The organism is Bacillus sp. M5A3_1b (assembly GCF_053345335.1).
Genome location: NZ_JBKEZY010000001.1, coordinates 607,777 through 630,852, shown reverse-complemented (window position 1 = coordinate 630,852; position 23,076 = coordinate 607,777). Strand labels below are relative to the sequence as shown.

27 protein-coding genes and 2 pseudogenes are annotated in these 23,076 nt (G+C 35.1%); 22 read left to right on the top strand and 7 right to left on the bottom strand.

The window, feature by feature from the left end; genetic code table 11:
* Positions 1-49 precede the first annotated feature (49 nt).
* The 4 genes and pseudogenes from ACLBWW_RS03360 (at position 50) to ACLBWW_RS03345 (ending at position 2,225) form a co-directional block, all read left to right on the top strand.
* Positions 50-754: a histidine phosphatase family protein gene (locus ACLBWW_RS03360; RefSeq protein ID WP_095205677.1), complete on the top strand. Its 705-nt coding sequence runs from the start codon at positions 50-52 to the stop codon at positions 752-754.
* An 18-nt stretch (positions 755-772) separates the two neighbouring features.
* A pseudogene (locus ACLBWW_RS03355) lies at positions 773-1,045 on the top strand (delta-aminolevulinic acid dehydratase); the annotation flags it as partial.
* A 155-nt stretch (positions 1,046-1,200) separates the two neighbouring features.
* Positions 1,201-1,461, top strand: a pseudogene (locus tag ACLBWW_RS03350) (delta-aminolevulinic acid dehydratase); the annotation flags it as partial.
* Between the two features lie 263 nt (positions 1,462-1,724).
* The gene (locus ACLBWW_RS03345; protein ID WP_048541475.1) at positions 1,725-2,225 is read left to right on the top strand and encodes a DoxX family protein; all 501 of its coding nucleotides are present in this window, start codon (positions 1,725-1,727) and stop codon (positions 2,223-2,225) included.
* A 41-nt stretch (positions 2,226-2,266) separates the two neighbouring features.
* Here ACLBWW_RS03345 and ACLBWW_RS03340 read toward each other — a convergent pair whose 3' ends face one another.
* Entirely contained in the window at positions 2,267-3,145 is an 879-nt protein-coding gene (locus ACLBWW_RS03340) for an alpha/beta fold hydrolase (RefSeq protein ID WP_048541477.1), read from the bottom strand.
* 15 nt (positions 3,146-3,160) lie between these two features.
* Entirely contained in the window at positions 3,161-3,994 is an 834-nt protein-coding gene (locus ACLBWW_RS03335; protein ID WP_048541479.1) for a GNAT family N-acetyltransferase, read from the bottom strand.
* Positions 3,995-4,255: 261 nt separating this feature from the next.
* Here ACLBWW_RS03335 and ACLBWW_RS03330 point away from each other — a divergent pair, with 261 nt between their 5' ends.
* Together ACLBWW_RS03330 and ACLBWW_RS03325 are read left to right on the top strand one after the other, a co-directional pair.
* A complete protein-coding gene (locus tag ACLBWW_RS03330; RefSeq protein ID WP_000714921.1) occupies positions 4,256-5,641 on the top strand; it encodes an alkaline phosphatase in 1,386 nt (461 codons plus the stop codon).
* A gap of 55 nt (positions 5,642-5,696) precedes the next feature.
* On the top strand, positions 5,697-6,164 hold the full coding sequence (locus ACLBWW_RS03325; protein WP_048541481.1) for a hypothetical protein: 468 nt from the start codon (positions 5,697-5,699) through the stop codon (positions 6,162-6,164).
* 75 nt (positions 6,165-6,239) lie between these two features.
* Here the strand turns inward: ACLBWW_RS03325 and ACLBWW_RS03320 are convergent, their stop codons facing one another.
* On the bottom strand, positions 6,240-6,890 hold the full coding sequence (locus tag ACLBWW_RS03320; protein WP_000456212.1) for a GTP pyrophosphokinase: 651 nt from the start codon (positions 6,888-6,890) through the stop codon (positions 6,240-6,242).
* Between the two features lie 387 nt (positions 6,891-7,277).
* On the opposite strand from ACLBWW_RS03320, the gene ACLBWW_RS03315 reads away from it, so the two are divergent.
* From ACLBWW_RS03315 to ACLBWW_RS03305, 3 genes are all read left to right on the top strand, one after another.
* On the top strand, positions 7,278-7,862 hold the full coding sequence (locus ACLBWW_RS03315) for a nitroreductase family protein (RefSeq protein WP_447613938.1): 585 nt from the start codon (positions 7,278-7,280) through the stop codon (positions 7,860-7,862).
* Positions 7,863-8,006: 144 nt separating this feature from the next.
* Positions 8,007-8,156, top strand: a complete 150-nt coding sequence (rpmG, locus tag ACLBWW_RS03310) for a 50S ribosomal protein L33 (protein WP_001265617.1) — start codon at positions 8,007-8,009, stop codon at positions 8,154-8,156.
* Positions 8,157-8,243: 87 nt separating this feature from the next.
* Entirely contained in the window at positions 8,244-9,740 is a 1,497-nt protein-coding gene (locus tag ACLBWW_RS03305; RefSeq protein ID WP_053078501.1) for a YcdB/YcdC domain-containing protein, read from the top strand.
* Positions 9,741-9,795: 55 nt separating this feature from the next.
* On the opposite strand, the gene ACLBWW_RS03300 is transcribed toward ACLBWW_RS03305, so the two are convergent.
* Entirely contained in the window at positions 9,796-10,482 is a 687-nt protein-coding gene (locus ACLBWW_RS03300; RefSeq protein ID WP_048541486.1) for a hypothetical protein, read from the bottom strand.
* A 187-nt stretch (positions 10,483-10,669) separates the two neighbouring features.
* On the opposite strand from ACLBWW_RS03300, the gene sigK reads away from it, so the two are divergent.
* Both sigK and ACLBWW_RS03290 read left to right on the top strand, forming a co-directional pair.
* The gene (sigK, locus tag ACLBWW_RS03295) at positions 10,670-11,383 is read left to right on the top strand and encodes an RNA polymerase sporulation sigma factor SigK (protein WP_000051382.1); all 714 of its coding nucleotides are present in this window, start codon (positions 10,670-10,672) and stop codon (positions 11,381-11,383) included.
* A 290-nt stretch (positions 11,384-11,673) separates the two neighbouring features.
* Positions 11,674-12,462 carry a phosphatidylserine decarboxylase gene (locus ACLBWW_RS03290; RefSeq protein WP_048541488.1) on the top strand — a complete coding sequence of 263 codons (789 nt, stop codon included), beginning with the start codon at positions 11,674-11,676 and terminating at the stop codon, positions 12,460-12,462.
* 148 nt (positions 12,463-12,610) lie between these two features.
* On the opposite strand, the gene sda is transcribed toward ACLBWW_RS03290, so the two are convergent.
* Complete coding sequence (gene sda / locus ACLBWW_RS03285; protein WP_000853283.1) at positions 12,611-12,766, bottom strand: sporulation histidine kinase inhibitor Sda; 156 nt, start codon at positions 12,764-12,766, stop codon at positions 12,611-12,613.
* Between the two features lie 247 nt (positions 12,767-13,013).
* Between sda and ACLBWW_RS03280 the strand changes: the two genes are divergently transcribed.
* The 8 genes from ACLBWW_RS03280 (at position 13,014) to ACLBWW_RS03245 (ending at position 18,151) form a co-directional block, all read left to right on the top strand.
* Positions 13,014-13,526 carry a YqeG family HAD IIIA-type phosphatase gene (locus ACLBWW_RS03280; RefSeq protein WP_048541490.1) on the top strand — a complete coding sequence of 171 codons (513 nt, stop codon included), beginning with the start codon at positions 13,014-13,016 and terminating at the stop codon, positions 13,524-13,526.
* Positions 13,527-13,529: 3 nt separating this feature from the next.
* On the top strand, positions 13,530-14,636 hold the full coding sequence (yqeH, locus tag ACLBWW_RS03275) for a ribosome biogenesis GTPase YqeH (protein ID WP_048541493.1): 1,107 nt from the start codon (positions 13,530-13,532) through the stop codon (positions 14,634-14,636).
* A 15-nt stretch (positions 14,637-14,651) separates the two neighbouring features.
* Complete coding sequence (aroE, locus tag ACLBWW_RS03270; protein ID WP_048541495.1) at positions 14,652-15,485, top strand: shikimate dehydrogenase; 834 nt, start codon at positions 14,652-14,654, stop codon at positions 15,483-15,485.
* A 5-nt stretch (positions 15,486-15,490) separates the two neighbouring features.
* On the top strand, positions 15,491-15,793 hold the full coding sequence (yhbY, locus tag ACLBWW_RS03265) for a ribosome assembly RNA-binding protein YhbY (protein ID WP_048541496.1): 303 nt from the start codon (positions 15,491-15,493) through the stop codon (positions 15,791-15,793).
* Positions 15,794-15,923: 130 nt separating this feature from the next.
* A complete protein-coding gene (nadD, locus tag ACLBWW_RS03260; protein ID WP_098124008.1) occupies positions 15,924-16,493 on the top strand; it encodes a nicotinate-nucleotide adenylyltransferase in 570 nt (189 codons plus the stop codon).
* Positions 16,483-17,052, top strand: a complete 570-nt coding sequence (yqeK, locus tag ACLBWW_RS03255; protein ID WP_048541499.1) for a bis(5'-nucleosyl)-tetraphosphatase (symmetrical) YqeK — start codon at positions 16,483-16,485, stop codon at positions 17,050-17,052. The genes nadD and yqeK overlap by 11 nt, the downstream gene beginning before the upstream one ends.
* Positions 17,049-17,405, top strand: coding sequence for a ribosome silencing factor (gene rsfS, locus ACLBWW_RS03250; protein WP_000653210.1), 357 nt, complete (start codon positions 17,049-17,051; stop codon positions 17,403-17,405). Before yqeK ends, rsfS begins: the two co-directional genes overlap by 4 nt.
* A complete protein-coding gene (locus ACLBWW_RS03245; RefSeq protein WP_000873069.1) occupies positions 17,402-18,151 on the top strand; it encodes a class I SAM-dependent methyltransferase in 750 nt (249 codons plus the stop codon). The genes rsfS and ACLBWW_RS03245 overlap by 4 nt, the downstream gene beginning before the upstream one ends.
* A 171-nt stretch (positions 18,152-18,322) precedes the next feature.
* On the opposite strand, the gene comER is transcribed toward ACLBWW_RS03245, so the two are convergent.
* Positions 18,323-19,150 (bottom strand): late competence protein ComER, encoded by an 828-nt coding sequence (comER, locus tag ACLBWW_RS03240; protein ID WP_048541501.1) that lies wholly within the window; start codon positions 19,148-19,150, stop codon positions 18,323-18,325.
* Positions 19,151-19,227: 77 nt separating this feature from the next.
* On the opposite strand from comER, the gene ACLBWW_RS03235 reads away from it, so the two are divergent.
* From ACLBWW_RS03235 to ACLBWW_RS03225, 3 genes are all read left to right on the top strand, one after another.
* Positions 19,228-19,827, top strand: a complete 600-nt coding sequence (locus ACLBWW_RS03235) for a helix-hairpin-helix domain-containing protein (RefSeq protein WP_048541503.1) — start codon at positions 19,228-19,230, stop codon at positions 19,825-19,827.
* 63 nt (positions 19,828-19,890) lie between these two features.
* Positions 19,891-20,448 carry a ComE operon protein 2 gene (locus ACLBWW_RS03230; RefSeq protein WP_000439786.1) on the top strand — a complete coding sequence of 186 codons (558 nt, stop codon included), beginning with the start codon at positions 19,891-19,893 and terminating at the stop codon, positions 20,446-20,448.
* A gap of 14 nt (positions 20,449-20,462) precedes the next feature.
* Positions 20,463-22,784 (top strand): DNA internalization-related competence protein ComEC/Rec2, encoded by a 2,322-nt coding sequence (locus tag ACLBWW_RS03225; RefSeq protein WP_048541505.1) that lies wholly within the window; start codon positions 20,463-20,465, stop codon positions 22,782-22,784.
* 29 nt (positions 22,785-22,813) lie between these two features.
* Here ACLBWW_RS03225 and ACLBWW_RS03220 read toward each other — a convergent pair whose 3' ends face one another.
* Positions 22,814-22,948, bottom strand: a complete 135-nt coding sequence (locus ACLBWW_RS03220) for a YqzM family protein (RefSeq protein ID WP_000997609.1) — start codon at positions 22,946-22,948, stop codon at positions 22,814-22,816.
* Positions 22,949-23,076: the final 128 nt, after the last annotated feature.

Here is a 23,076-nt window from a genome sequence, read left to right as displayed (position 1 = left end):
TTGTAAAAAGTATTTTACATATTATAATTGTAATGTTTTTCAATTAATTATGTCAAATGTTTTTTACACACCAGTTTTTCATATAGCAGGAATAAAGAATGAGATAGGGAAGAAATATGTAAGAAGATTTCATAGAGAGAGGAGGCTGGGTATGAAGCTTGTCTTTGTTCGGCACGGAGAAGGTGAACATACAAAGGATTTTCCTTCAAGTTTACAAGTGCTTCATCCTCCATTAACGGATGAGGGAAAGAATCAGGCTAAATTACTTCAATGCAATGTGCCATTACAAGAAACGGATATATTAATTGTTAGTCCTACACGTAGAACTTTACAAACAGCGGCAATATGGAGTGCGAAAGTAGTTTGTCAAAAAATCGTCCATCCATATGTATCCCCACGTATTTTTCCTTATCGAGAAGGAGCGAAAACATTACCATGTGATGACATAATAGATCAGGAAATGATAGCAAATTTATTTCCACATTTTTCGATAGAGAAAAGTACAAATAAGAAGTTATGGACGGAAGGTATAAATACTATTTCAGAAAATCGTTTTCAGCAAATAGTAGATGAATTTCTTCTTTGGTGTTATGAGCTAGGTGCTGAAAGAATTTGCATTGTATCTCACGACGGGACAATTACAGCGTATAGGCAATATGTACAGAAAGTCGTTTTAACTAGATCTGATTTTTTGCAAGAAACGGGTATATATGAAATGGATGTATCTTTTAAAAGTCTGATTGATGAGATCTAATTATAGGATGGAAGGTGTATGTTGAATGTTGCATTAGTAGTTGGTTTCAATTCGGATTTAGAGGCGCAATCAATCCGAGCATCGCTTGAATATTTTGGGGCAAAAGTTGTAACATACTGGATTGGTAGACCGAGAAAGTTCATTAATATTCTTTCTGGAAAGGGTTTATATAATGATATCAATTATGTTATTTTTTGCTTTCATGGTGAGGAAGGAGAGTTTGTCATGGAAGAGTTAGGTGAAGATATATATGAGCAAGATGAACCGAGGGGATACTTTGGTGCAGCAGAAATTTATCCCGCGTTAACGGACAGTAAAACTCCCACCTCAAAATTCAGTTGGAGCAAAGAAGTTAGGTGGGAGATCAACTGTCCGTTAACGTCCGATTGGTTCAACTAATAATCAGTGGGGGATGAACAAAACCCCCACTGATTAAAGTTTCACTTTATAAATATGCAAAATTGCATAATACACATATTGTAAATAGCGGGTGTACGTTAGGGGAGCGAAAACTAGCAGAATCTTTCTTACATAGTGGGGCGAAATCGTATATTGGATCGATAGATTATGTAGATGGGAATGCAGCACTTATGTTTACAATACGCTTATTTTATGGGCTTATTAGCCATGAAAAAACGTTAGAAGATGCTTTTCAAGAGGCGAAATTAATCGATGAGGAGACACGTACATTTCAATTCTATAAATAGTGAAAATGCATTTATTCTATATTTGAATAAATGCGTTTCACATTTAACTCACATTTTTTTTACATTTTCTTCAATGAAAATGATTATCACCTATGGTATGATATGTTCAAGTTTTTACAGGTAATAAAAGTTACTATATAAACGTTAGTTTTTAATGTTTCATACACATGTCACGAATTATTCATAATTAACGTTTGAAAAATAAGTAACTAATGTTATTATATTATCTGTAACTAACTTAATTACAACTTTAGGAGGAAGATATGGTTATTCAATTTTTAAGAGAAAACAAAGCAGTTTCTTTTGTGTTAGCAGTAATTCGAGTGTATCTTGGTTATACATGGTTAATGGCTGGAATCGGTAAACTACAAGGAAAAGGGTTCGATGCAACGGGTTATTTACAAGGTGCAATTGAAAAAGCTAAAGGAGCACAACCGGCTGTTCAATCTTGGTGGGCATCATTTTTACAAGATTTTGCAATTCCAAACGTTGATCTATTTAATACACTTGTAACGTGGGGAGAAATTTTAGTCGGAATTGGTTTAATTGTAGGCTGTTTAACAAAAACAGCGGTCTTTTTCGGTCTTGTAATGAACTTTTCCTATATGCTTAGTGGGTCAATTGGTGTAAATCCTGAAATGGTTATTCTATCAATGTTCGTTCTAGTCTCTGGTATGAATGCTGGTAAATTTGGAATAGATGGTTTCGTTATTCCGAAAGTATTAGGATCAAAAACTCAAAAGCGCCAAAAGCAAGCTGCTTAATATATGAAAGCGGGTATCTCAAAATGAGATACCCGCTTATGTTATTTTTCAACTTTATTGTTCTTAAAGAATTCTTTTACATAACCTACAAATTCTTGTGGCTCTTGACGAAATGGTGCATGATAACCTTTTTCGATAATATGGAAAGTACTATTTTTTAAGAATTGATGATACGTTTCTCCTTCTTTCCAAGAAACGCTACTATCATTTCTTCCCCATATAATTAAGGTTGGTTGTTTAATTTCATTTGCATTGATTTGAAGACGTCTAGGCCATAATTTCATTTTATTGTAATGCTCTTCATCATTACGCTTGGATTTAACTTTGTTTTCATCATAATCTGCAATAGTAGAAACAGTATTTAAATCAGTCGACAACTGTGGTTTTGGTGAACCTTGTTTATTAACGAATGTATGAGGACCGCCTGTAGCATCAGTTAAAATAAGGTGGGTAACGGCTTCAGGATATAAATACGTTAAATTAAGAGAAATTTCTCCGCCCATTGAGTGTCCTAGTATTGCAAACGAATCATAACCTAGTTTTTTCATTAATTTATAATACAAATTTGCATGGTTTGGGAAAGAATAGTAAAAATCCATTGGCTTAGATGAGCGCCCGAATCCTAAAGCATCTACAGAAATAATTGTATGATCTTTTGCTAAGTCTGAGTAAATCTTTTGAAAACCATCTGACGATCCTCCAAATCCATGGATCATAAGTAAAGGTGGTTTTTCATTACCAATCTTTTTAAAGTAAATGGTTTGACCATCTATTTCTACCATTTTTTCCTCGGTAGCTAGTTTCGCTGTAAGTGTATTTTTCACTTGTTTTACTTGCTCTACTGGCTTTTCTGCTGCACTACATCCTACTAATAGTGTAAGAGTAAGACAACCTACCATAAAATAGCTAAATCGCGTCAATTAGGTGTCCCCTTTCTAACATAAGGCTGTGTCTATCATAGCAAATAGCATATTACGATTTCCAGGAAGTTGGCTACCATTTTTCATCATAAGAGGTGAAAGGAGCGTTTCTTGGAAATTTTCTGTTTGAAGAAATTTACGAAATGAAAATTGTGAATGTGGGACATCAATCCTTACTGTGCCATTCCAACATTCACAGATTCTCTTGAATAATTGAATAGCATCCTTCTCTTGTTTTGCGATAAGTGGAGTGACGCATAATATATTCCCTTTTTGTATACATAAGGAAAAAGCTTCTATACAGTTATTTCTCTCAATTTTAAAAGAGTGGCTCGTTCTTGGTAATAGTAATGAATAAAGTAAAGAACGATCGGCACCAGTTGTAATTTGATCGAGAGAAATAAGTGAGATAAGGTCTTTTTCTTTTACTTGTTGTGTATGAGTGATATTTGTCTTAGTAGTTTGTTTTTCAAAACGATGAATCGTCGTTACTGTTTGAAATTTGCATGATGTATAAAGAGGCTCGCCAGCTTTTGTTGCAATAAGTGCAATTGGTTGCTTTGGATGAGTGTGTTCTAAGCAACAATTTAGCAAAATACGTCCGATGCCTTGGCCTTGAAAATTAGGATGGACGATTAACATGCCAATAGTAGAAAAACTATCTTTAAAAGGAAATACTCCTCCAGCTGCAATCAGTTTATTTTCATGCATATAACCGATAAGTGTGCCGAGAGAAAGATACATTTCGAATTGTTTTTTCATAAATTCTTTATCTTGTAACCATCCAATAGCTTTACAAAGGTCGAGTAAATCAAAAATAAAAGATTCATCTAGCTTTATTGTTTTCATAAATACGCCCCACATTTCTATTAATTTTCATAAAAGTAGATTGAAAATGTTAAATAAGAGATTTACGTTACATGAAATCCAACTTGTTTATATTTTAATTGTAAAGGGGAAGAAGGTTGATACGAACAGACAAACTTATACAAATTATAACTGATATTTACATAAGTTAACAAAAAATTTACATATAACTAATTTTCTCTTAATAGTCTTCTATTAAATTTGATAGTGGGAAATGAATAACCTAATTAGGGGGACAAGACAGTGAAAAAGTTTGTGAAAAAAGCATGGCCATTTGCAGTTGTGGCGTCGTTAGCAGTTACTTCGGTGGCAACATGGAATTTTACACGTTCTAGTGAAGTAAATGCAGATGAGAGCGGAAGCAATGCAAAGATTAAAAATGTTATTGTGTTAATTGGAGATGGTATGGGTCCTTCATACATGACGGCTCATCGTTATATGAAAGATAATCCAAAAACATTCGAGATGGAATCTACAGAGTTTGATAAGCATCTTGTAGGAACACAAAAAACATATCCGGAAGATGAACATGAAAATATCACAGACTCTGCATCAGCAGCAACAGCTATGTCAGCGGGAATTAAAACATATAACGCGGCAATTGCAGTTGATAATGATAAAGCAGAAGTGAAAACTGTTCTTGAACAAGCGAAAGAAAAAGGGAAATCAACGGGACTCGTTGCTACTTCTGAAATTACACATGCAACACCAGCTGCTTTCGGTGCGCATGACATTAGTCGTAAAAATATGGATGCAATTGCAAATGATTATTTTGATGAAAAAATTAAAGGGAAGCATAAAGTAGATGTTATGCTTGGCGGCGGTGTAAAAAACTTTGTTAGAAAAGATCGTAATCTTACAGAAGAGTTTAAGAAATCTGGTTATAGCTACGTAACAGATCGAGATCAATTGTTAAATGATAAAAACGATCAAATTTTAGGTTTATTTGCACCAGGCGGTTTAGATAAAATGATTGACCGTAATGAGAAGACACCTTCATTAGAAGAAATGACAAATGCAGCAATTGAGCGTTTGAACAAAAATAAAAATGGTTTCTTCTTAATGGTTGAAGGAAGTCAAATCGACTGGGCTGGACACGATAATGATATCGTAGGTGCAATGAGTGAAATGGAAGACTTTGAAAAAGCATTTAAAGCAGCGATTGAGTTTGCGAAAAAAGATAAAAATACGTTAGTCGTTGCAACGGCAGACCACGCTACTGGCGGATTATCTTTAGGTGCGAATGGTGAGTATAACTTTAAAGTAGATCCAATTAAAGCTGCAAAACGCACACCAGACTTCATGGCAAATGAGATTGCAAAAGGTGCAAATGTAGAAGAGACATTAAAAAAATATATTGATTTACAATTAACACCAGAAGAAATTAAAGCGGTAAATGATATTGCTCCTTCAAAAGATGTAACAAAGATTGATAATGCGATTGAGGATATTTTCAATAAGCGTTCGGTTACAGGATGGACAACAGGTGGACATACGGGGGAAGATGTAAACGTATATGCATTTGGCCCTGGTAAATACTTGTTCTCTGGCGTTCAAGAGAATACAAATATCGCTAAACGTGTCTTTGATATTGTTGGCGGTGGCGATCCGAATAAAGGAAGACGCTAATTATCAAGAAAAGTGAGGCGAAATGCCTCACTTTTCTTTTTAGGAGATGGGAATGATGAGGACTTTTTTCAGAGGGATAGGAGCCCTTCTAATAGGTGTATTATTGCTAGTTGGATGTCAATCCAAGGAGAATTATATAGAACAAAAATCTACTACTAAAAAAATTGAGGAGAAGGTACAAATAACGAAAGAAGAAGAAAAATCGATTCAAGATGTTATGGAGAAATTTGTACGGACGACAAATGAAAAAAATCTTGCTGAACATATGGAGTTATTCTCAAAGAAGCTGCCTAGTGCTGAAGACTTAAAAACACAAAAAGAAGCCGCTTTTCAAAAGGGGAATAAGAAAATTGAATTGGAACATATAGACATGAAAGCTAGTAAAGCAGGGTATGTTGTAGTTGAAACAAAGGAAAAGGAAATAGATGGGGAGGTCACTCTTCAGAAAAATGTACAGTATGCACTTGGAAAAGAAGAGGATGGATGGAAAATTGAAGAGGTTCGCACGATAGGGAAGAAATAAAGTGAAACTTTAATCAGGGAGTCTTACTGCCCATAAATAGCGAAATAAAAAAGGTTCTCATTGGAGAGAACCTTTTTATAGTGGTAATAGAATTTGATTTGAACATGCTTCGATATCATCAATATCTTGGCGAATTGTTGCCATTTTATTATCAAGATCTTCAGCCTTCATTGCCGCATCATGTAGTTCATCTTTTAAATACTCAGGTATTTTCCCTTCATATTTATAATAAAGTTTATGTTCTAAACTTGCCCAAAAGTCCATAGCAAGTGTACGTAACTGGATTTCTGCAAATACATCTTTTGTACCAGAATTCAGTGATAAAGGATACTTAATGATCATGTGTAAACTTTTATATCCGTTTCCCTTTGGATTAGCGATATAATCTTTTACTTCTATGATTTCCATATCCTCACGCTTTTGAATGACTTCTTTTAAATGATAAATATCTTCTACGAAGCAACATGTAATACGAATGCCGATGATATCTTGTAAATGTGTTTGTGCATTCTCAACTGTCGGTAATAAATTTTTACGTTCAAGCTTTTTAATAATACTTTCAGGTTGTTTTAATCTTGTTTTTATATGTTCAAACGGGTTGTAATCCTCTAAAAATTGAGCTTCCCGGTTCATAATTTCAAATTTAGTTTTTAACTCTTCTAAAGCAAATGTATATGGTAGTACAAAAGCTTTCCAGTAGTTAACTGTTGATTGGTTATATTCCATTTATATACACACCTTTTCCTATTTACAAGTGAGGTTGTTATTATACTAAATACCAAAGCATATAAGCGCAAGCAGCAAATGAGGAGATCATAAAACGATATTTAGTTTTCATACTTTCAACTCCTTTCGAGTAAGATTCTATATGAATAAACGTGATTGTTAATAAATTCACTATGTACAATTCTTATAGTAATAGATTCGTGTGAATTTCGTATGAACTAATTGTTTCAGATTTTTGTCTTTTTTTGTAAAGCATCATTATCCATAATTTAAAGTGTTTTCATTTGATTTATTTAATTATATAAATTAATGTATATTTGAATTTATGGTTATTAAGGAGGCTATACGGTGAACTTTGAAGAATTAGCAATTGCTAGACGTTCCGCAATGAAATTTGTACAAGGAATAGAAATCCCTGATGAGGATTTTAAAAAAATATTTGAGCTAACAAAGCTTTCGCCATCTTGTTACAATTTGCAACATACACATTATGTTGTAATTCGTGATCAAGAGCGAAAAGAAAGATTAAAAGAGTTAGCTTTCAGACAATATAAAGTTTCGAGTGCATCTGCGGTAATACTTGTTTGTGGTGATAAGAGAGCATACCCAAATGTCGAAAATATTTATTTTGGTATGAAGGTTTTAAAGATTATTGATGAATGTGAATATGAAGATACAATTAAGCAAACGAAAGGGCTATATGAAGGAAAAGGAGAACGCTTCATGGAAGAGGAAGCGATTAGAAATGCATCGTTAAGTGCGATGACTTTTATGTATGCAGCTAAATATTACGGCTATGATACGTGCCCAATGATCGGTTTCGATGAAAAAGCAATGCAAAGTGAATTAAATATGCCGGAGCATGTAGTACCTGTTTTAATGATTACGATAGGAAAAAGCGATACTACTAAAATTCGTCCACGAGGATATCGAAAGCCGATTAGTGAGTTTGTTACATATGAAACATTTTAAAAAAAGGTATAGATTACTTAAACAAAAGGGTTCTATTTAGATCCCTTTTGTTTTGTAATTGACAAATAGAATGAATTTATATAACATATAAATCGTAATCATTACGTTTTAGTTTGCGATCTTTGAAAGAAAGGAGAATTACATATGCGTGTAAATATTACATTGGCTTGTACAGAGTGCGGTGATCGTAATTATATTTCTAAAAAAAATAAACGAAACAATCCAGAGCGCATCGAACTAAAAAAATATTGTCCACGATTAAAGCGAGTAACGCTACATCGTGAGACGAAGTAGAAGACTAGAGATATCTCTAGTCTTTTTTGTTTATAGCCATTTAGTTTTATTTGTTATAATTACCTTAAATTGTAATGAAGGAGAGGTATGATGAATCAAAAAGATAAAGAAAGAAAAGAGCAAGTGGCTCATATGATTGATATTCCAGATGATTATAGGCTTGTCGTAGATGATCAAGAAGGTGTGGATGACCCATATCATCTATTATGGTGGGAACATAAAGAGGATGAGGAGAGAACGATACAAATTACGCTGAATAGACATACTGGTAATTTAATCGAATTTAGTATAGATGATAAAAAATATTTTTCGAGTGGTAAGGAAGCGCTAGAGGAGAATAAAGCAAGAGAGATTGCAAATGTATTTTTAAAAAAATATACAAAAGAAGGTTATGAATGTTATACATATGTAACGGTTAAGGACGACAGAAGTGGTTGGAAAGAAGTAAATTATATGCAAGAAGTGAATGGCTATCCACTGCCGAATACAGGATGTGTCGTGCAAGTTTGTCCTTCAGGTAATGTTGTGCATTTTCGTTATAATGGACAAAAAGCTATCGAGAAAAAAACGGTATGGCCAAGTGAAATTGTTGAGGAGAACGTCGTCTTAGAAAATTTGAAAGCTAGACAAGATATGAGACTTGTATTTGTGGATTTAACACACTCTTCATGTGAGTATGAAAATGGAGAGGAAGTAAAAGGGTACCATCTTGTATATGAACCAGAACCTAGCCATGCGTTTATTGATGCCAGTACGGGAGAAGATTTATTTGAACCGGAACACTATAAATTAGCTCCTACAGTACCTGTTGAAAAAACGGTAAAAAGTAGGCAGAAAAAAGATGTTTTCGATTTATTAGATTGGGACGTAGAAAAGTTTATAAAAGTAGATGAAAAAGAAGATGAGTATGAAGTCCAAATGAAATTTGCATTGAAAGAAGCAGTGCAAAAAGAAATAGAAGTGAAGGATCCATATTCAATGAATGAGTTCTATAAAAAGAATTTTCCTATGTTGCAGCATGATAAATTCGTTGTAATTACTGTAGATAAAAGAACAAATCAATTGATCTCCTGTTTAATGTGGACGGACGAGAAGGACAGGAAATCAATATTGTCAAGAGAGCAATGTTTAGAAAAAGCACTTCAATTTTTAGAGGTAATTATTCCAAACGCAACAAAGTATGTTCAGCTTTGGGATGATTATGAATCGGAAGAGGGGGTAGAGAGATTTTCCTTTTCGATATATGTAAATGGCTTTTGTGTAGCGGGAAAATATATCATGCTCAACATTAATACAGAAAATGGTGCTGTGATGCACTACTCTGGAGAATCTAGCAATTTTATAAAAGAATTGCTTACATATGAAACAACACCAAAAGTTACAAAAGAAAAAGCGTTACAAATATACAAAGAGGCCATCCGAGTTAATTTAGAATGGGACATAGATAATGATGCAGAAGAAACGGTATATAAATTATTGTATAAACAAACGACAGATGAAAATTGTAAAGAACCTTTCGAGTGTAGTCGAGAAATTCGTTATATTGATGCACATACTGGGGAGAAAATTTGGAGTGAGTATTAGTAAAAGCCAATCGATACGTATCGATTGGCTTTTACTATGTTCTTAGAATCATTTATTAATTGCCGTTAAGTGGTTGAAGAATACCATCTTGAGCTTTTGACCAATCATATAGGTTTCCATCAGATCCCACTGCAAAATTTAGCGTACGAGAGTTTTCAGGAGATTCGCGTCCGTATAATACGTCGTATAGCTTAATACCATTTATTGTGCCAATTAGTTTGTCTTCGCTGGAGCCGTAACGAATTTCATTTGAGCGAGCTCCCATTCTTTTTTCTAGAACTTTTATAGCATCTTCACTTGTGAATGTAATAGTATCAGTTTGTTTATTTGGTTGCTTAGATGGTTGTTGCTCTTTTTGTGTGTTTTTAGATTCTGCTTCAGGTTTCGTATTATTTTCAGTTTTTGTGTTGTTCTCAGTTTTTGCATTGTTTTTAGTTGTTGTGTTGTTATCAGCTTTTGCGTTGTTCTCAGTCTTTGCGTTGTTCTCGGTTTTTGCGTTGTTTTCAGCTTTTGTGTTGTTCTCAGTCTTTGCGTTGTTCTCGGTTTTTGCGTTGTTCTCAGCTTTTGCACTGTCTTCAGTTTTTTGGCTATCTTCAGTTTTTGTACTGTCTTTTGATACGGCAGTATCTTGTTTAGTAGCTTCAGTTTTTGTAGGAGACGTTTGTTGTCCACAAGCTGAAAGTAAGAAAAATGATGATGTGAGTATTACAAAGTTTCTGATTTGTGATGTAGCGTATCGCATGAAAACACCTCTTTCAAAATTTTGGAATCTTACATATTGTAATACATTGGAAAATTTATTCAAGATATGAAAGACGTATTTCGTTCGACAAAAAGCTAAGGATTCCATATTTATATCGTACAGACACAAACAACCTCACGCCCACATACACTTAGTAAAGACCACTATTTTGGCGGAGGTGAAAGGTTTGAGTCTATTCGCCGCAATTGGATATATGGTTCGAGAAGTGTTTGTCTTTGTTTCTTATGTAAAGAATAATGCGTTTCCGCAGCCGTTATCATCAGACGATGAGAGAAAGTACTTAGAGTTAATGGAGCAAGGTGATGCTCAAGCGAGGAATTTGTTAATTGAACATAATTTACGGCTTGTAGCTCATATCGTTAAGAAATTTGAAAACACAGGGGAAGATGCAGAAGATTTAATTTCAATTGGTACAATCGGGCTTATTAAAGCGATCGAGAGCTATTCGGCAGGAAAAGGCACAAAACTTGCGACGTATGCAGCACGCTGTATTGAAAATGAAATTTTGATGCATTTACGTGTACTAAAGAAAACGAAAAAGGACGTTTCACTTCATGACCCGATCGGGCAAGATAAAGAGGGGAATGAAATATCGCTTATTGATATATTAAAATCAGAGTCTGAAGATGTAATTGATATGATTCAGCTTAGTATGGAGTTAGAAAAGATTAAAGAGTATATCGATATTTTAGACGAACGGGAGAAAGAAGTAATCGTGAAGCGTTTTGGACTGGGGCTTGATAAGGAGAAAACGCAACGAGAGATCGCAAAGGCACTCGGTATTTCCAGAAGCTACGTATCAAGAATTGAAAAGCGTGCTTTAATGAAAATGTTCCATGAATTTGTAAGAGCAGAGAAAGAGAAAAAAGCGAAAGAATAATGTACATTGCAAGCAGCCATATTTTAAAATGGGCTGCTTTTCTTTTTGTAAATAAGGAAAGAAAAAGAGTTGTGTTCAGAAGAAATCTATGTTCACTGTTGAAAATGACGGATTCTATCTGTAATATTAGAGGGTGCTAAACAATTTAAGAATAATACCATACTTAGTTTTCCGCATGTATAATGAAACAGTTCTATATGATATGTGGGAATAAGAACCAATTTTACATATGATATAGAAGGAAAAGAAGGGGAAGCTAAAGTTATAGACTGATTAGGAGGTTTCGCAATTTGCGACGTACATTATATCGACTTATGATCGAACTTACAAATGGTCGTTTTACTTCTTATATATTACGTAAATTTGCACAATCTCGTTTGAGCTCTATCATTATTCCATCGTATGCGAAAGTTTTTCAAATTAACCAAGGTGAGATGGAAAAGGGTTTGAAGGAATATAGAACATTGCATGAATTATTTACGCGTAAGCTAAAAGAAGGAAAGCGTAGTGTTGATACAGATGCATCGAGTATCGTTAGTCCTGTTGATGGTGTTTTTGCTGATCACGGTCCTATTGAGGACACAAAAACATTTGATATTAAAGGTAAGCGTTATTCAATCGTGGATATGCTAGGTAATGAAGAACGTGCAAAGCGATATGCAGGTGGTACATACATGGTTATTTATTTAAGCCCAAGTCATTATCATCGTATTCATAGTCCGCTTTCTGGTTCTGTGACTGAAAGGTTTGTACTTGGTAGAAAGTCATATCCGGTAAATGCAGCTGGTATGGAATATGGGAAAGAGCCATTGTCAAAAAATTATCGCTCTGTTACAGAAGTAAATAGTGACGGTGAACATATGGCACTTGTAAAAGTAGGAGCTATGTTTGTTAATAGTATTGAGCTGTTGCATGAAAGAGACACTGTTCAAAAAGGTGAAGAAATGGCATACTTTACATTTGGCTCAACAGTTGTGTTATTGTTTGAAAAAGATATGATAGAAGTAGTGCAGGAATTGAAGAGTGGACAAGAGCTTCGTCTTGGTGAAAAAATTGCTACTCGTTCGGCTCATAAGTAAAGAAAACATTTTATAACTGTAAGCAAGAGTTATGGACAAAGATGCTTAATGATGAAATTCCCTAGATGGGAGTACTTGTTTATTCGAGAGCCATCGCAGGATGGCTCTTTTTACAAGTTAGCTCATTAAAATTTCACTTTATATGTAATCAAGACGATTTGACAAGCTTGTCCTCTAATGAGCGTCTAATCATTTCTTGTTTTATAAGTAAAATGAAGTCGGGATTTAATTTTAGTTCTTTTGCTTTATAATAAGACTCAGTGAGTAACTCAGTAGACAACTGTTCCATATATTTTGTTTTCAAGGTGAGTCACCTCCTAATAATTTAAGGGTTGATTCGTTGTTGCATTTAATGTACCAAAAAAATATGACAGTCACAAACGAGTGGTTATCCACATATCTAGGTGGATAAAATGTGTATAGATTGTTAGTAAATTCCAAATTAGCTGAAAAATTAATGTGGAAAATGTGTACAATTTTATCCACAGGTCATATATCGAAATATGTTGTCGAAAAATTTTTATGAAAACTCCTCAAAGAGGTGAAAGAAATTGAAGCTATTTTTACCAAATGAATATGTGAAAAATGTATATCATGTTCAACCAGAAGATTTGAAAAAACGTGGAATTAAAGGTGTCATTACTGATTTAGATAACACGTTAATTGAATGGGATCGTCCAAATGCAACGCCACAACTTGAAGAATGGTTTTTGAAAATGAAAGAGCAAGGTATTCAAGTAACGGTCGTTTCAAATAATAATGAGCAACGTGTGAAAGACTTTGCTGATCCATTAGGTATTCCATTTATTCATAGTGCGCGTAAACCATTTGTTCGCGCGTTTAAGCGTGCGATACAAGAGATGCACCTGCAACCAGATGAAGTTGTAGTAATTGGAGATCAGTTACTAACGGATGTTTTAGGTGGAAACCGAGTGGGGCTTCATACAATTTTAGTTGTACCGGTAGCACAAACCGACGGATTAGTAACGCGCTTTAATCGGAAAATTGAACGAAAAATTATGAGAAATATGAAGAAAAAAGGTTTAATTAACTGGGAGGAATAAAGTTTGACTGAAACAATTAAATGTATTGGTTGCGGTGTAGAAATTCAAACAGAAGATAAAAACGAAGTGGGATATGCTCCTACCTCATCTTTAGAGAAAGAACAAGTAATTTGTCAACGCTGTTTTCGCTTGAAACATTATAACGAAATTCAAGATGTATCATTAACAGATGATGACTTCCTACGCATTTTAAATGGAATTGGAAAATCGGATGCGTTAGTAGTTAAAATTGTAGATATTTTTGATTTTAATGGTAGCTGGTTACCTGGCCTACATCGTTTCGTGGGAAATAATAAAGTATTACTTGTTGGAAATAAAGCTGATTTAATTCCTAAGTCAGTAAAACATGATAAAGTAAAGCATTGGATGCGCTATAGTGCAAAGCAGCTAGGATTAAAGCCAGAAGATGTCTTTTTAATTAGTGCAGCAAAGGGACAAGGGATTGCTGAGTTGGCAGATGCTATTGAGTATTACCGCGGCGGAAAAGATGTTTACGTTGTTGGATGTACGAATGTAGGAAAATCAACATTTATTAATCGTATGATTAAAGAATTCAGTGATGAGACTGAAAATGTAATTACAACATCTCATTTCCCAGGAACAACACTTGATTTAATTGATATTCCGTTAGACGAAGAATCTTCTTTATATGATACGCCAGGTATTATTAACCACCATCAAATGGCTCATTATGTTGGAAAAGAAAGCTTAAAGCTTATTACACCAACAAAAGAAATTAAGCCAATGGTGTTCCAATTAAATGAAGAACAAACATTATTCTTCAGTGGATTGGCACGTTTTGATTATGTAAGTGGTGGTCGTCGTGCATTTACTTGTCACTTCTCGAATCGTTTAACAATCCATCGTACAAAGCTTGAGAAAGCAGATGAATTGTATAAAAATCATGCTGGGGATTTACTAAGCCCGCCAACACCAGAAGAATTAGAAAATATGCCAGAGTTAGTGAAATACGAATTTAATATTCGTGAACCAAAAACGGATGTTGTATTCTCTGGATTAGGATGGGTTACGGTAAACGAACCGGGAGCAAAAATTGTTGCACACGTACCAAAAGGAGTAAGTGTTTCGCTACGTAAATCTTTAATTTAATATGGAGAGGGATTTATGAAACAATTATATGGTGTAATCGGAAATCCAATTGGACATTCATTATCGCCTGTTATGCATAACGATGCATTTGAACACTTGAATATGGATGCCCATTATCATGCATTTCTTGTTAAAGAGGAAGTGCTAGGGGAAGCAGTAAGAGGTTTAAAAGCATTAGGTATTTCAGGATTTAATGTAACCACTCCGCACAAAGTTGCTATTATGGATTATTTGGATGAGATTGACCCGCTAGCAAAACAAATTGGTGCAGTAAATACAGTGGTTCATAAGGATGGGAAATTGATTGGCTACAATACAGATGGAATTGGTTTTGTCCGAGCGCTGCAGTCAATTAGTAGTGAACCACTTCAGGAGAAACGTATTTTATTGCTTGGCGCAGGTGGTGCTAGTCGAGCTATTTATTTTTCTCTTGCTGATGTAGGTGTGAAAGAGATTGATGTAGCTAATCGTACAGTAGATAAGGCGAAAGAACTTATTGCTGCATGTACAGCTACTGTTAATTCTGTTGCTTTATCACTAGAAAAAGCAACAGAAGAACAAGGGAATTATGATATTATCATTCAGACGACAACAATAGGTATGCATCCACGCGTCGAATATACGCCATTACAAATTTCTTCGTTAAAAAAAGGGACGATTGTATCAGATATAATTTATAATCCATTTGAAACGAAAATTTTATATGAGGCAAAAGAGCAAGGTGCAATGATTCAAAATGGTATTGATATGTTTGTTTATCAAGGTGCACTTGCATTTGAAATGTGGACAGGGCGTGTACCGAATATCGATAGAATGAAACAATTAGTTATAAGAAAGCTTGGAGGCTAACATATATGTTAACAGGAAAACAAAAAAGATTTTTACGTGCACAAGCACATCATTTAACACCAATTTTTCAAGTAGGAAAAGGCGGAGTAAATGAAAATATGATTAAACAAATCGCAGATACTTTAGAAGTTCGTGAACTATTTAAAGTAAGTGTGCTACAAAACTGTGAATTCGATCGTCGTGAAGTTGCAGAAGAACTTGCAAAAGGCGCACGTGCTGAAATCGTTCAAGTAATTGGAAGTACAATCGTTTTATACAAAGAATCTAGAGAAAATAAACAAATTAAACTTCCTCGATCAAAAGACTAGCATATGCTATTTTTTATCGTTAGTGCGTAATGATGTAGAGAGCGAAACCAATTGAACTTTTATTAACAGTGAACTCTCTTCGGATAGGAATGAAGAGAGTTACTGTAGGTAAAAGGAAGGGGCGTTTCTTTTGAGAAAAATTGGCATCATTGGCGGTACATTTGATCCGCCACATTATGGGCATTTGCTAATTGCAAATGAAGTATATCATGCTTTGAATTTAGAAGAAGTATGGTTCTTACCGAACCAAATTCCACCGCATAAACAAGGACGGAATATTACAAGTGTAGAAAATCGCTTACAAATGTTAGAGCTTGCGACTGAGGCGGAGGAACATTTTTCTATTTGTTTAGAAGAGCTAAGCAGGAAGGGCCCATCTTATACGTATGACACTATGTTACAATTGACGAAGAAGTATCCGGATGTGCAGTTTCACTTTATTATTGGTGGAGATATGGTTGAGTATTTACCGAAGTGGTATAACATTGAAGCGTTACTCGATCTTGTGACGTTTGTTGGGGTTGCAAGACCTGGTTATACATTGCGTACGCCTTATCCTATCACCACTGTGGAAATTCCGGAGTTTGCAGTTTCTTCATCTTTATTGCGTGATAGATATAAAGAGAAGCGAACATGTAAATATTTACTTCCTGAAAAAGTACAGGTGTATATCGAGAGGAATGGGTTGTATGAATCGTGAGAAAGCACTTCATATTGTCAAACAACAAATGCATGAAAAACGTTATATACACACAATAGGTGTAATGGAGACAGCAATTGAACTTGCTAAGTTATACGGTGTGGATGAAAAAAAGGCTGAAGTTGCAGCTATATTCCATGATTATGCGAAGTGTAGAGCGATTTCTGAGATGGAAGAGATTATTAAAAGTGAAGATTTGCCGAAAGATTTACTTTGTTATAACAAAGAGTTATGGCATGCGCCTGTTGGGGCATACTTAGTAGAAAAAGAAGTAGGCATTACGGATCATGAAATCCTGCAAGCTATTACATATCATACAAGTGGTCATGAGAAAATGACGATGTTAGATAAAGTAATTTATGTAGCTGATTACATTGAGCCTGGGCGAAAGTTTCCAGGGGTGGAGGAAGCTCGTAAACTCGCATATACGGATATAAATCAAGCTTTATTATTTGCGTTAAAGCGAACAATTCAATTTTTAATGGAAAAAAATCAAACGATTTATCCATTAACATTCCAAACATACAACGCAGTTATCAAGGAGGAAATTAGTAAATGAAAGATAAAGAGTTATTAGTATTAGCAGCAAAAGCAGCTGATGATAAGAGAGCAGAAGATATGGTTGTCCTAAATATGCAAGGTATTTCACCAATTGCAGATTATTTCATTATTTGTCACGGTAACTCAGATAAGCAAGTGCAAGCAATTGCGCGTGAAATTAAATCAAAAGCACATGAGTTCCAAATCGACGTACAACGTATGGAAGGTTTTGACGAAGCACGCTGGGTACTAGTTGACCTTGGAGATGTAGTTGCTCATGTATTCCATAAAGATGAGCGTAATCACTATAATTTAGAGCGTCTTTGGGGCGATGTGCCACGTGAGGATATTACAGACGAGCTAGACCAATGAAATACGAACAATTTGCATTGTTGTACGACGAACTAATGAATGATGTTCCTTATGATAAATGGGTGGAATTTACAGAGGAGAGTTTACAGCAAGCGGATATGAAAGAGGCGAAAATTCTTGATGTAGCATGCGGTACTGGTAATGTAACACTTCCGCTTGTACAAAAGGGTTACGATTTAATCGGTGTCGATCTTTCAGAAGAAATGTTAACGGTCGCTCAGCAAAAACTAGGCGGAGAAGGATACTTTATTCCTTTTTACCAACAAGACATGCGAGAGCTTGACGTTCCAGGTGAGTTTGACTGTGTAACGATCTTTTGTGATTCGTTAAACTATGTATTGCAAGAAGATGGAGTGCAAGAAACATTTCGAAGAGTGTTTCACCATTTACGTCAAGATGGTTTATTTTTATTTGATGTACATTCTTTATATAAAATACATCATGTATTTCAAAATGAAACATACACAGTGAATGGAGAAGAAATATCTCTTATTTGGAATTGCTTCCCTGGTGAAGAATCAAATAGTGTAGAACATGATTTAACATTCTTTGTTCAAGACCCAGAAGAAGATGTGTACCATCGTTTTGACGAATGTCACGTGCAACGTGCATATCAGGTCGAAGAGTTAACGAAATGGCTTGAAGAAGCTGGTTTTACCGTGCTTCGCGTCACTGGTGACTTTGAGCGACTTGAAGTTACAGAACAAACAGAGCGTATTTTCTTCATGGCGAAGAAAAACGGGTAAAACAAAAGCAACCGAGAAGGTTGCTTTTGTTTTGTAAAGAAGTTGTAATTTTAGTTCTAGCATAATAAGAAGATGATATACGTGAAGTGTGAAAATACTAGTTTAAGTGAAAATGTAATGTAAAAAAGTAAGTATTTATAAAAAGGATTTGGAATGACGATGACGTATTTATTATGTGTGTTTATTGAATTGTTGATCGACGCATTTTAAATCTTCATCAAATTTCTCATGTGTCCGCTCAATTAATTTATGAAACATATCCCCAACATGTTCTTCTAAAACACGAATGCCTTCTCCTGTAACGCCGCCTTTAACACATACTTTTTCTTGTAAAGTAGGCAATGTGAAAATCTCTTTTTCAAGTAGTTTCCCCATTCCAACGACCATTTCACTTACTAAAGTAGTGGCTTCTTCATGTGTAATATTTGTTTTATCTACAGCAGCGTTAATGAAACATTGTAATAAATAACTAAAGAATGCAGGGCCGCAGCTTGCTATATCAGATGAAACGCGCGTTATATCTTCTTCTATCATAAGGGGAGTAGAAATGTTTTTGAATAGGCGAAATAGCTTTTGTTGCCACTCTTCAGAGCATTTACTTCCAAATGTAAATAGTGATGCACCAGACAGGGCGCGGTTTGTAATGCTTGGAATGATACGTGCAACGTGGCAAGGTACAAGTGTCTCTAATTGTGACGGAGATATTGGACTTGTGATAGAAACTAAGCACTTTTCATCAGTAAAATGTTCAGCGTATTTTTGTAGGATCGGGTATATATCTATCGGCTTTACACAAATAAAAATAAGATGTGATCGTTCGATTACCTCATCGATAGTTTTGGCTATATGAACAGAAGGGTATTTTTCCTTTATATGATATGCTTTGGCGGGCGTTCGATTAATGATTGTAAGGCACGAAGGTTTGACAGCACGGGTTTCTAAAAATGCGTCGATTAGTATATTCCCCATGTTCCCTGTCCCTATAATTCCTATGTTCAATGTTTCATCCCTCCTTCGTAACAGCTTTCTCCTAAACAATATGAATGATGTTATAAATTTATGATTAGAGGTGTAAAATGATGTGGGATTTTCCAAAGAAATGGTTAGGGTTAGTAGCTATTATTGGAACTGTACTTTTTCTTCTTTTTTGGAAAACGAACCAGCATACAGAGCGAACGGTCGTTGCAACGGATGTGCAAGCGAAAGAGATAGAGAAAAAAAGTAAACCGAAAATATCGGATACAAAGCAGCAGAAAAAAATAATTGTAATTGATATGAAAGGGGCTGTTGTTAAAGAAGGGGTGTATGAAATGAAAGAAGGGGACCGGGTCAAGGATGCTATTGAAAAGGCAGGTGGTTTTTTACCCGAGGCAGATAGGAAGAAGGTGAATTTAGCACAAATGGTACAAGACCAAATGATCCTTTATGTACCGAATGAAAATGAACAAGTGCAAGAGGTAGCTGCTATTTTAAAGGGGGAGGGGAAAGTTCAAATAAATGCGGCTTCTAAAGAACAACTTGAAAAAATTACAGGCATTGGTTCTCGGAAAGCAGAAAGTATTTTGAAATATCGAGAAGAACATGGTCCTTTTCAGAAAATAGAAGATTTGTTAGAGATTGATGGGATTGGTGTGAAGTCATTGGAAAAAATAAAAGATCAAATTATTATTCCGTAAAAGATTGACGAAGTTTTTCTTCATTCGCTACACTACAAGTAGACAAAAAAGTAGGTGAAAAATATGGAACGAATTTCATGGGATCAATATTTTATGACGCAAAGCCATCTGCTATCTTTACGTAGTACATGTACAAGGCTTGCAGTAGGAGCGACAATCGTTCGTGATAAACGAATTATTGCTGGTGGATATAATGGTTCAATTAAAGGTGGCGTACATTGTATAGATGATGGATGCTACGTTATTGATAATCATTGTGTTCGTACAATTCACGCAGAAATGAATGCTTTATTACAGTGTGCAAAATTCGGTGTGAAAACGGAGGAAGCGGAAATTTATGTTACGCATTTCCCTTGTTTACAATGCTGTAAGGCGATTATTCAAAGTGGTATTACAGCAGTTTACTATGCGCAGGATTATAAAAATCATCCATATGCCGTAGAGTTATTTGAAAAAGCGAATGTAACAGTGAAACACGTTCCGCTAGAATATAATATTGCAGCATTAGAGGATCAAAAGCGTCATATGGAGTTAAAAGAACTATTTGCATCTTTAGAAAAAGAAAACTTATCAATGGAAGAATTACAGCATGTATTCACGAAAGCAAAAATGATGCTATAAGGAGTGAGTATGAGTTGTATGGACAATGGGGCTATGTTGCAATCTCGTTTATCATAGGGATTGCAAGTGCCTTTTCCACTTCAGTTTTATTGCTGACTTGTTGTCTCGTTTTGTATGTTTTCTATTGTTTATACCGTGCTTCGCGTAAAACCTTCTTTTTTTGTATGTTAGCGTGTTTTAGTGGCGCTATGTACACTACGTATATTCAAGGGCAAAACAAGCCTCTAGGAGGATCTTACGAAGTTACAAGGGGATTAATACAAAATACACCTCTTATTAACGGGGATCGCCTAACATTTCAAGTTGAAGATCAGAATAAAAATATAGTGCAGTTAAGTTATAAAATTAAATCGGCCTTGGAAAAGAAACAACTGCGACAATTACATGCAGGAGTATCATGTGTATTCGAAGGTGAGAGGAAAGAACCACCAATAGCTCGGAATTTTCATGGTTTTAATTATCGTGATTATTTGTATAAGCAAAATATTCATTTCATATTGGAGGCTACATATATTTCTGAATGCCAAAAAACATCGTTGTCACTCGTGCAATGGATTCTTCTTTTGAGACAGCAAGCAATCTTGGGCGTTACAGAAATGTTTCCAGCGCAATCAGGTGCTTTTATGAATGCATTAGTATTCGGTGATAGACAACAAATGACATTTGAAGTTGAAGAGCAATATCAGCAATTTGGTCTTGTACATTTGTTGGCGATTTCAGGATCGCATATCGTATTGTTAATGGTGATTGTGTATTTTATTTTGCTAAGAAGTGGTGTAACGAGGGAGGTAGCGACAGTATGTCTTATCTTTTGTATTCCTCTATATATGATTTTAGCAGGAGCATCACCGTCTGTTATAAGAGCTTCTATAACAGGAGTTTTGATGTTGATTGCTTTCATATGTTCTATTCGTTTATCTAGCTTAGATGCTTTAAGCGTTACAGCTATATGCATGCTTATATTTGATCCGTATCTTGTTTTTAATATTGGCTTTCAGTTTTCGTTCGTTGGTAGTTTCGCCTTGCTTTTGTCAGCCCCGCTTTTACTAGATAGTAGTAATGGAGTAATCCGAAATTCCATTTATATTTCTTTTATTTCACAACTCGTTAGTACTCCGATTTTGTTATATCACTTCGGTTATTTTTCTCCATATAGTATTTTTCTTAATATCCTATACGTTCCGTTTTTATCTCTTATTGTATTGCCGGGTAGTATTATCGTTTTGGTATGTATACCGATCGTCCCGTTTCTTGCAAAAGGACTTGCGAATGTACTATCAATAGGTTTGAATCTTTCTAATGATTTTCTAAGTTATTGTGAAAATTTACCGTTTATCCGCCTTGTTTTCGGGCAAACATCTATACTTCTTGTAGCTCTATATTACGCGAGTATTGTTAGTATATTGATGGTTTGGGAAAGGCGGGTGTCGAAGAAAATTATGTTCGTAGCTTCGGGTATATTTCTTTTTGTTTGTACATGTCATTATGTATATCCGTATTTTCGAGAAAGTGGGAGTGTTACATTTCTTGATGTTGGACAGGGAGACGCAATTTTAATTCGCCTCCCGTACGATAAAGGGATTTACCTCATTGATACCGGTGGCACAATGCGTGCAAATAAGGAAGAATGGCAACGGAAAAAGCATGAATTTTCTGTTGGAAATGATATTTTAATCCCTTATTTACAAAAGGAAGGGATTAAAACAATTGATAAATTAATTGTAACGCATGGAGATGCGGATCATATAGGTGCTGCGCAAGAGTTATTATCAAATATAATCGTAAAAGAAGTTGTATTTGGCCGAAAAGAACAAGATGCGGTATTAGAAAAATTATTAAAGAAACAGGCATTAGAAAAGGCAGTGAAAATAAGTGAAGTGGGGGAAGGAGAGAGTTGGAGCGTAAATGAAGCAGAATTTTTTGTGTTAGCTCCAACAGGAAAAGCAAGAAGTGAAAATAATGCTTCAATTGTAATATGGGCAAAATTAGGAGGGGCAACGTGGCTGTTTACAGGTGATTTAGAAGAAGAAGGAGAGAAATTTTTAATAGCTACGTATCCAGATTTACGGGCGGATGTTTTAAAGGTTGCTCATCATGGGAGTAATACGTCATCTATAGTGCCTTTTTTGAGCGCTGTACAGCCTGATGTAGCGATTATTTCTGTCGGTGAGCGTAATAGGTATGGGCATCCTCATAAGGAAGTGATAGAGCGTTTGGAGAAGATGGGGATTGAAATATGGCGTACGGATAAGCAAGGCGCTATTTCCTATGTGTTTAAAGTGGAACACGGAACCTTTCGTAGCAAAATCACATATGATGAAACACATGATAGATAAAAAAGAAGACTGCCAGTAAGCAGCAGTCTTTAAGAACCGATAAATTTAATAACAGTTGCAATGATGAAAAGTGTTGCGAAAAAACCAAATGAGACGATAAATCCTACCCCTGAATCAATAGCGTCATTGCGTTTACTTTGAACGTTCTGTTCAAAATCATTCATTTAGAATCCCTCCCCAACATTCCACTTTAGTATAAAATATTGTCAGAAAAAAATCTACAATTTCCATATGAAGAGAAATCGAGCGTTTTTACTACTTTAGATCATTAAGGAACGCGAGTTTTTTGTTT

Coding starts and splice junctions, on each gene's coding strand:
- ACLBWW_RS03360 (WP_095205677.1), top strand. CDS start 50: ATGTCAAATGTTTTTTACACACCAGTTTTTCATATAGCAGGAATAAAG.
- ACLBWW_RS03345 (WP_048541475.1), top strand. CDS start 1,725: ATGGTTATTCAATTTTTAAGAGAAAACAAAGCAGTTTCTTTTGTGTTA.
- ACLBWW_RS03335 (WP_048541479.1), bottom strand. CDS start 3,994: ATGAAAACAATAAAGCTAGATGAATCTTTTATTTTTGATTTACTCGAC.
- ACLBWW_RS03325 (WP_048541481.1), top strand. CDS start 5,697: ATGAGGACTTTTTTCAGAGGGATAGGAGCCCTTCTAATAGGTGTATTA.
- ACLBWW_RS03320 (WP_000456212.1), bottom strand. CDS start 6,890: ATGGAATATAACCAATCAACAGTTAACTACTGGAAAGCTTTTGTACTA.
- ACLBWW_RS03315 (WP_447613938.1), top strand. CDS start 7,278: ATGAAATTTGTACAAGGAATAGAAATCCCTGATGAGGATTTTAAAAAA.
- rpmG (WP_001265617.1), top strand. CDS start 8,007: ATGCGTGTAAATATTACATTGGCTTGTACAGAGTGCGGTGATCGTAAT.
- ACLBWW_RS03305 (WP_053078501.1), top strand. CDS start 8,244: ATGATGAATCAAAAAGATAAAGAAAGAAAAGAGCAAGTGGCTCATATG.
- ACLBWW_RS03300 (WP_048541486.1), bottom strand. CDS start 10,482: ATGCGATACGCTACATCACAAATCAGAAACTTTGTAATACTCACATCA.
- aroE (WP_048541495.1), top strand. CDS start 14,652: ATGAAACAATTATATGGTGTAATCGGAAATCCAATTGGACATTCATTA.
- yhbY (WP_048541496.1), top strand. CDS start 15,491: ATGTTAACAGGAAAACAAAAAAGATTTTTACGTGCACAAGCACATCAT.
- yqeK (WP_048541499.1), top strand. CDS start 16,483: ATGAATCGTGAGAAAGCACTTCATATTGTCAAACAACAAATGCATGAA.
- rsfS (WP_000653210.1), top strand. CDS start 17,049: ATGAAAGATAAAGAGTTATTAGTATTAGCAGCAAAAGCAGCTGATGAT.
- ACLBWW_RS03245 (WP_000873069.1), top strand. CDS start 17,402: ATGAAATACGAACAATTTGCATTGTTGTACGACGAACTAATGAATGAT.
- ACLBWW_RS03235 (WP_048541503.1), top strand. CDS start 19,228: ATGATGTGGGATTTTCCAAAGAAATGGTTAGGGTTAGTAGCTATTATT.
- ACLBWW_RS03230 (WP_000439786.1), top strand. CDS start 19,891: ATGGAACGAATTTCATGGGATCAATATTTTATGACGCAAAGCCATCTG.
- ACLBWW_RS03220 (WP_000997609.1), bottom strand. CDS start 22,948: ATGAATGATTTTGAACAGAACGTTCAAAGTAAACGCAATGACGCTATT.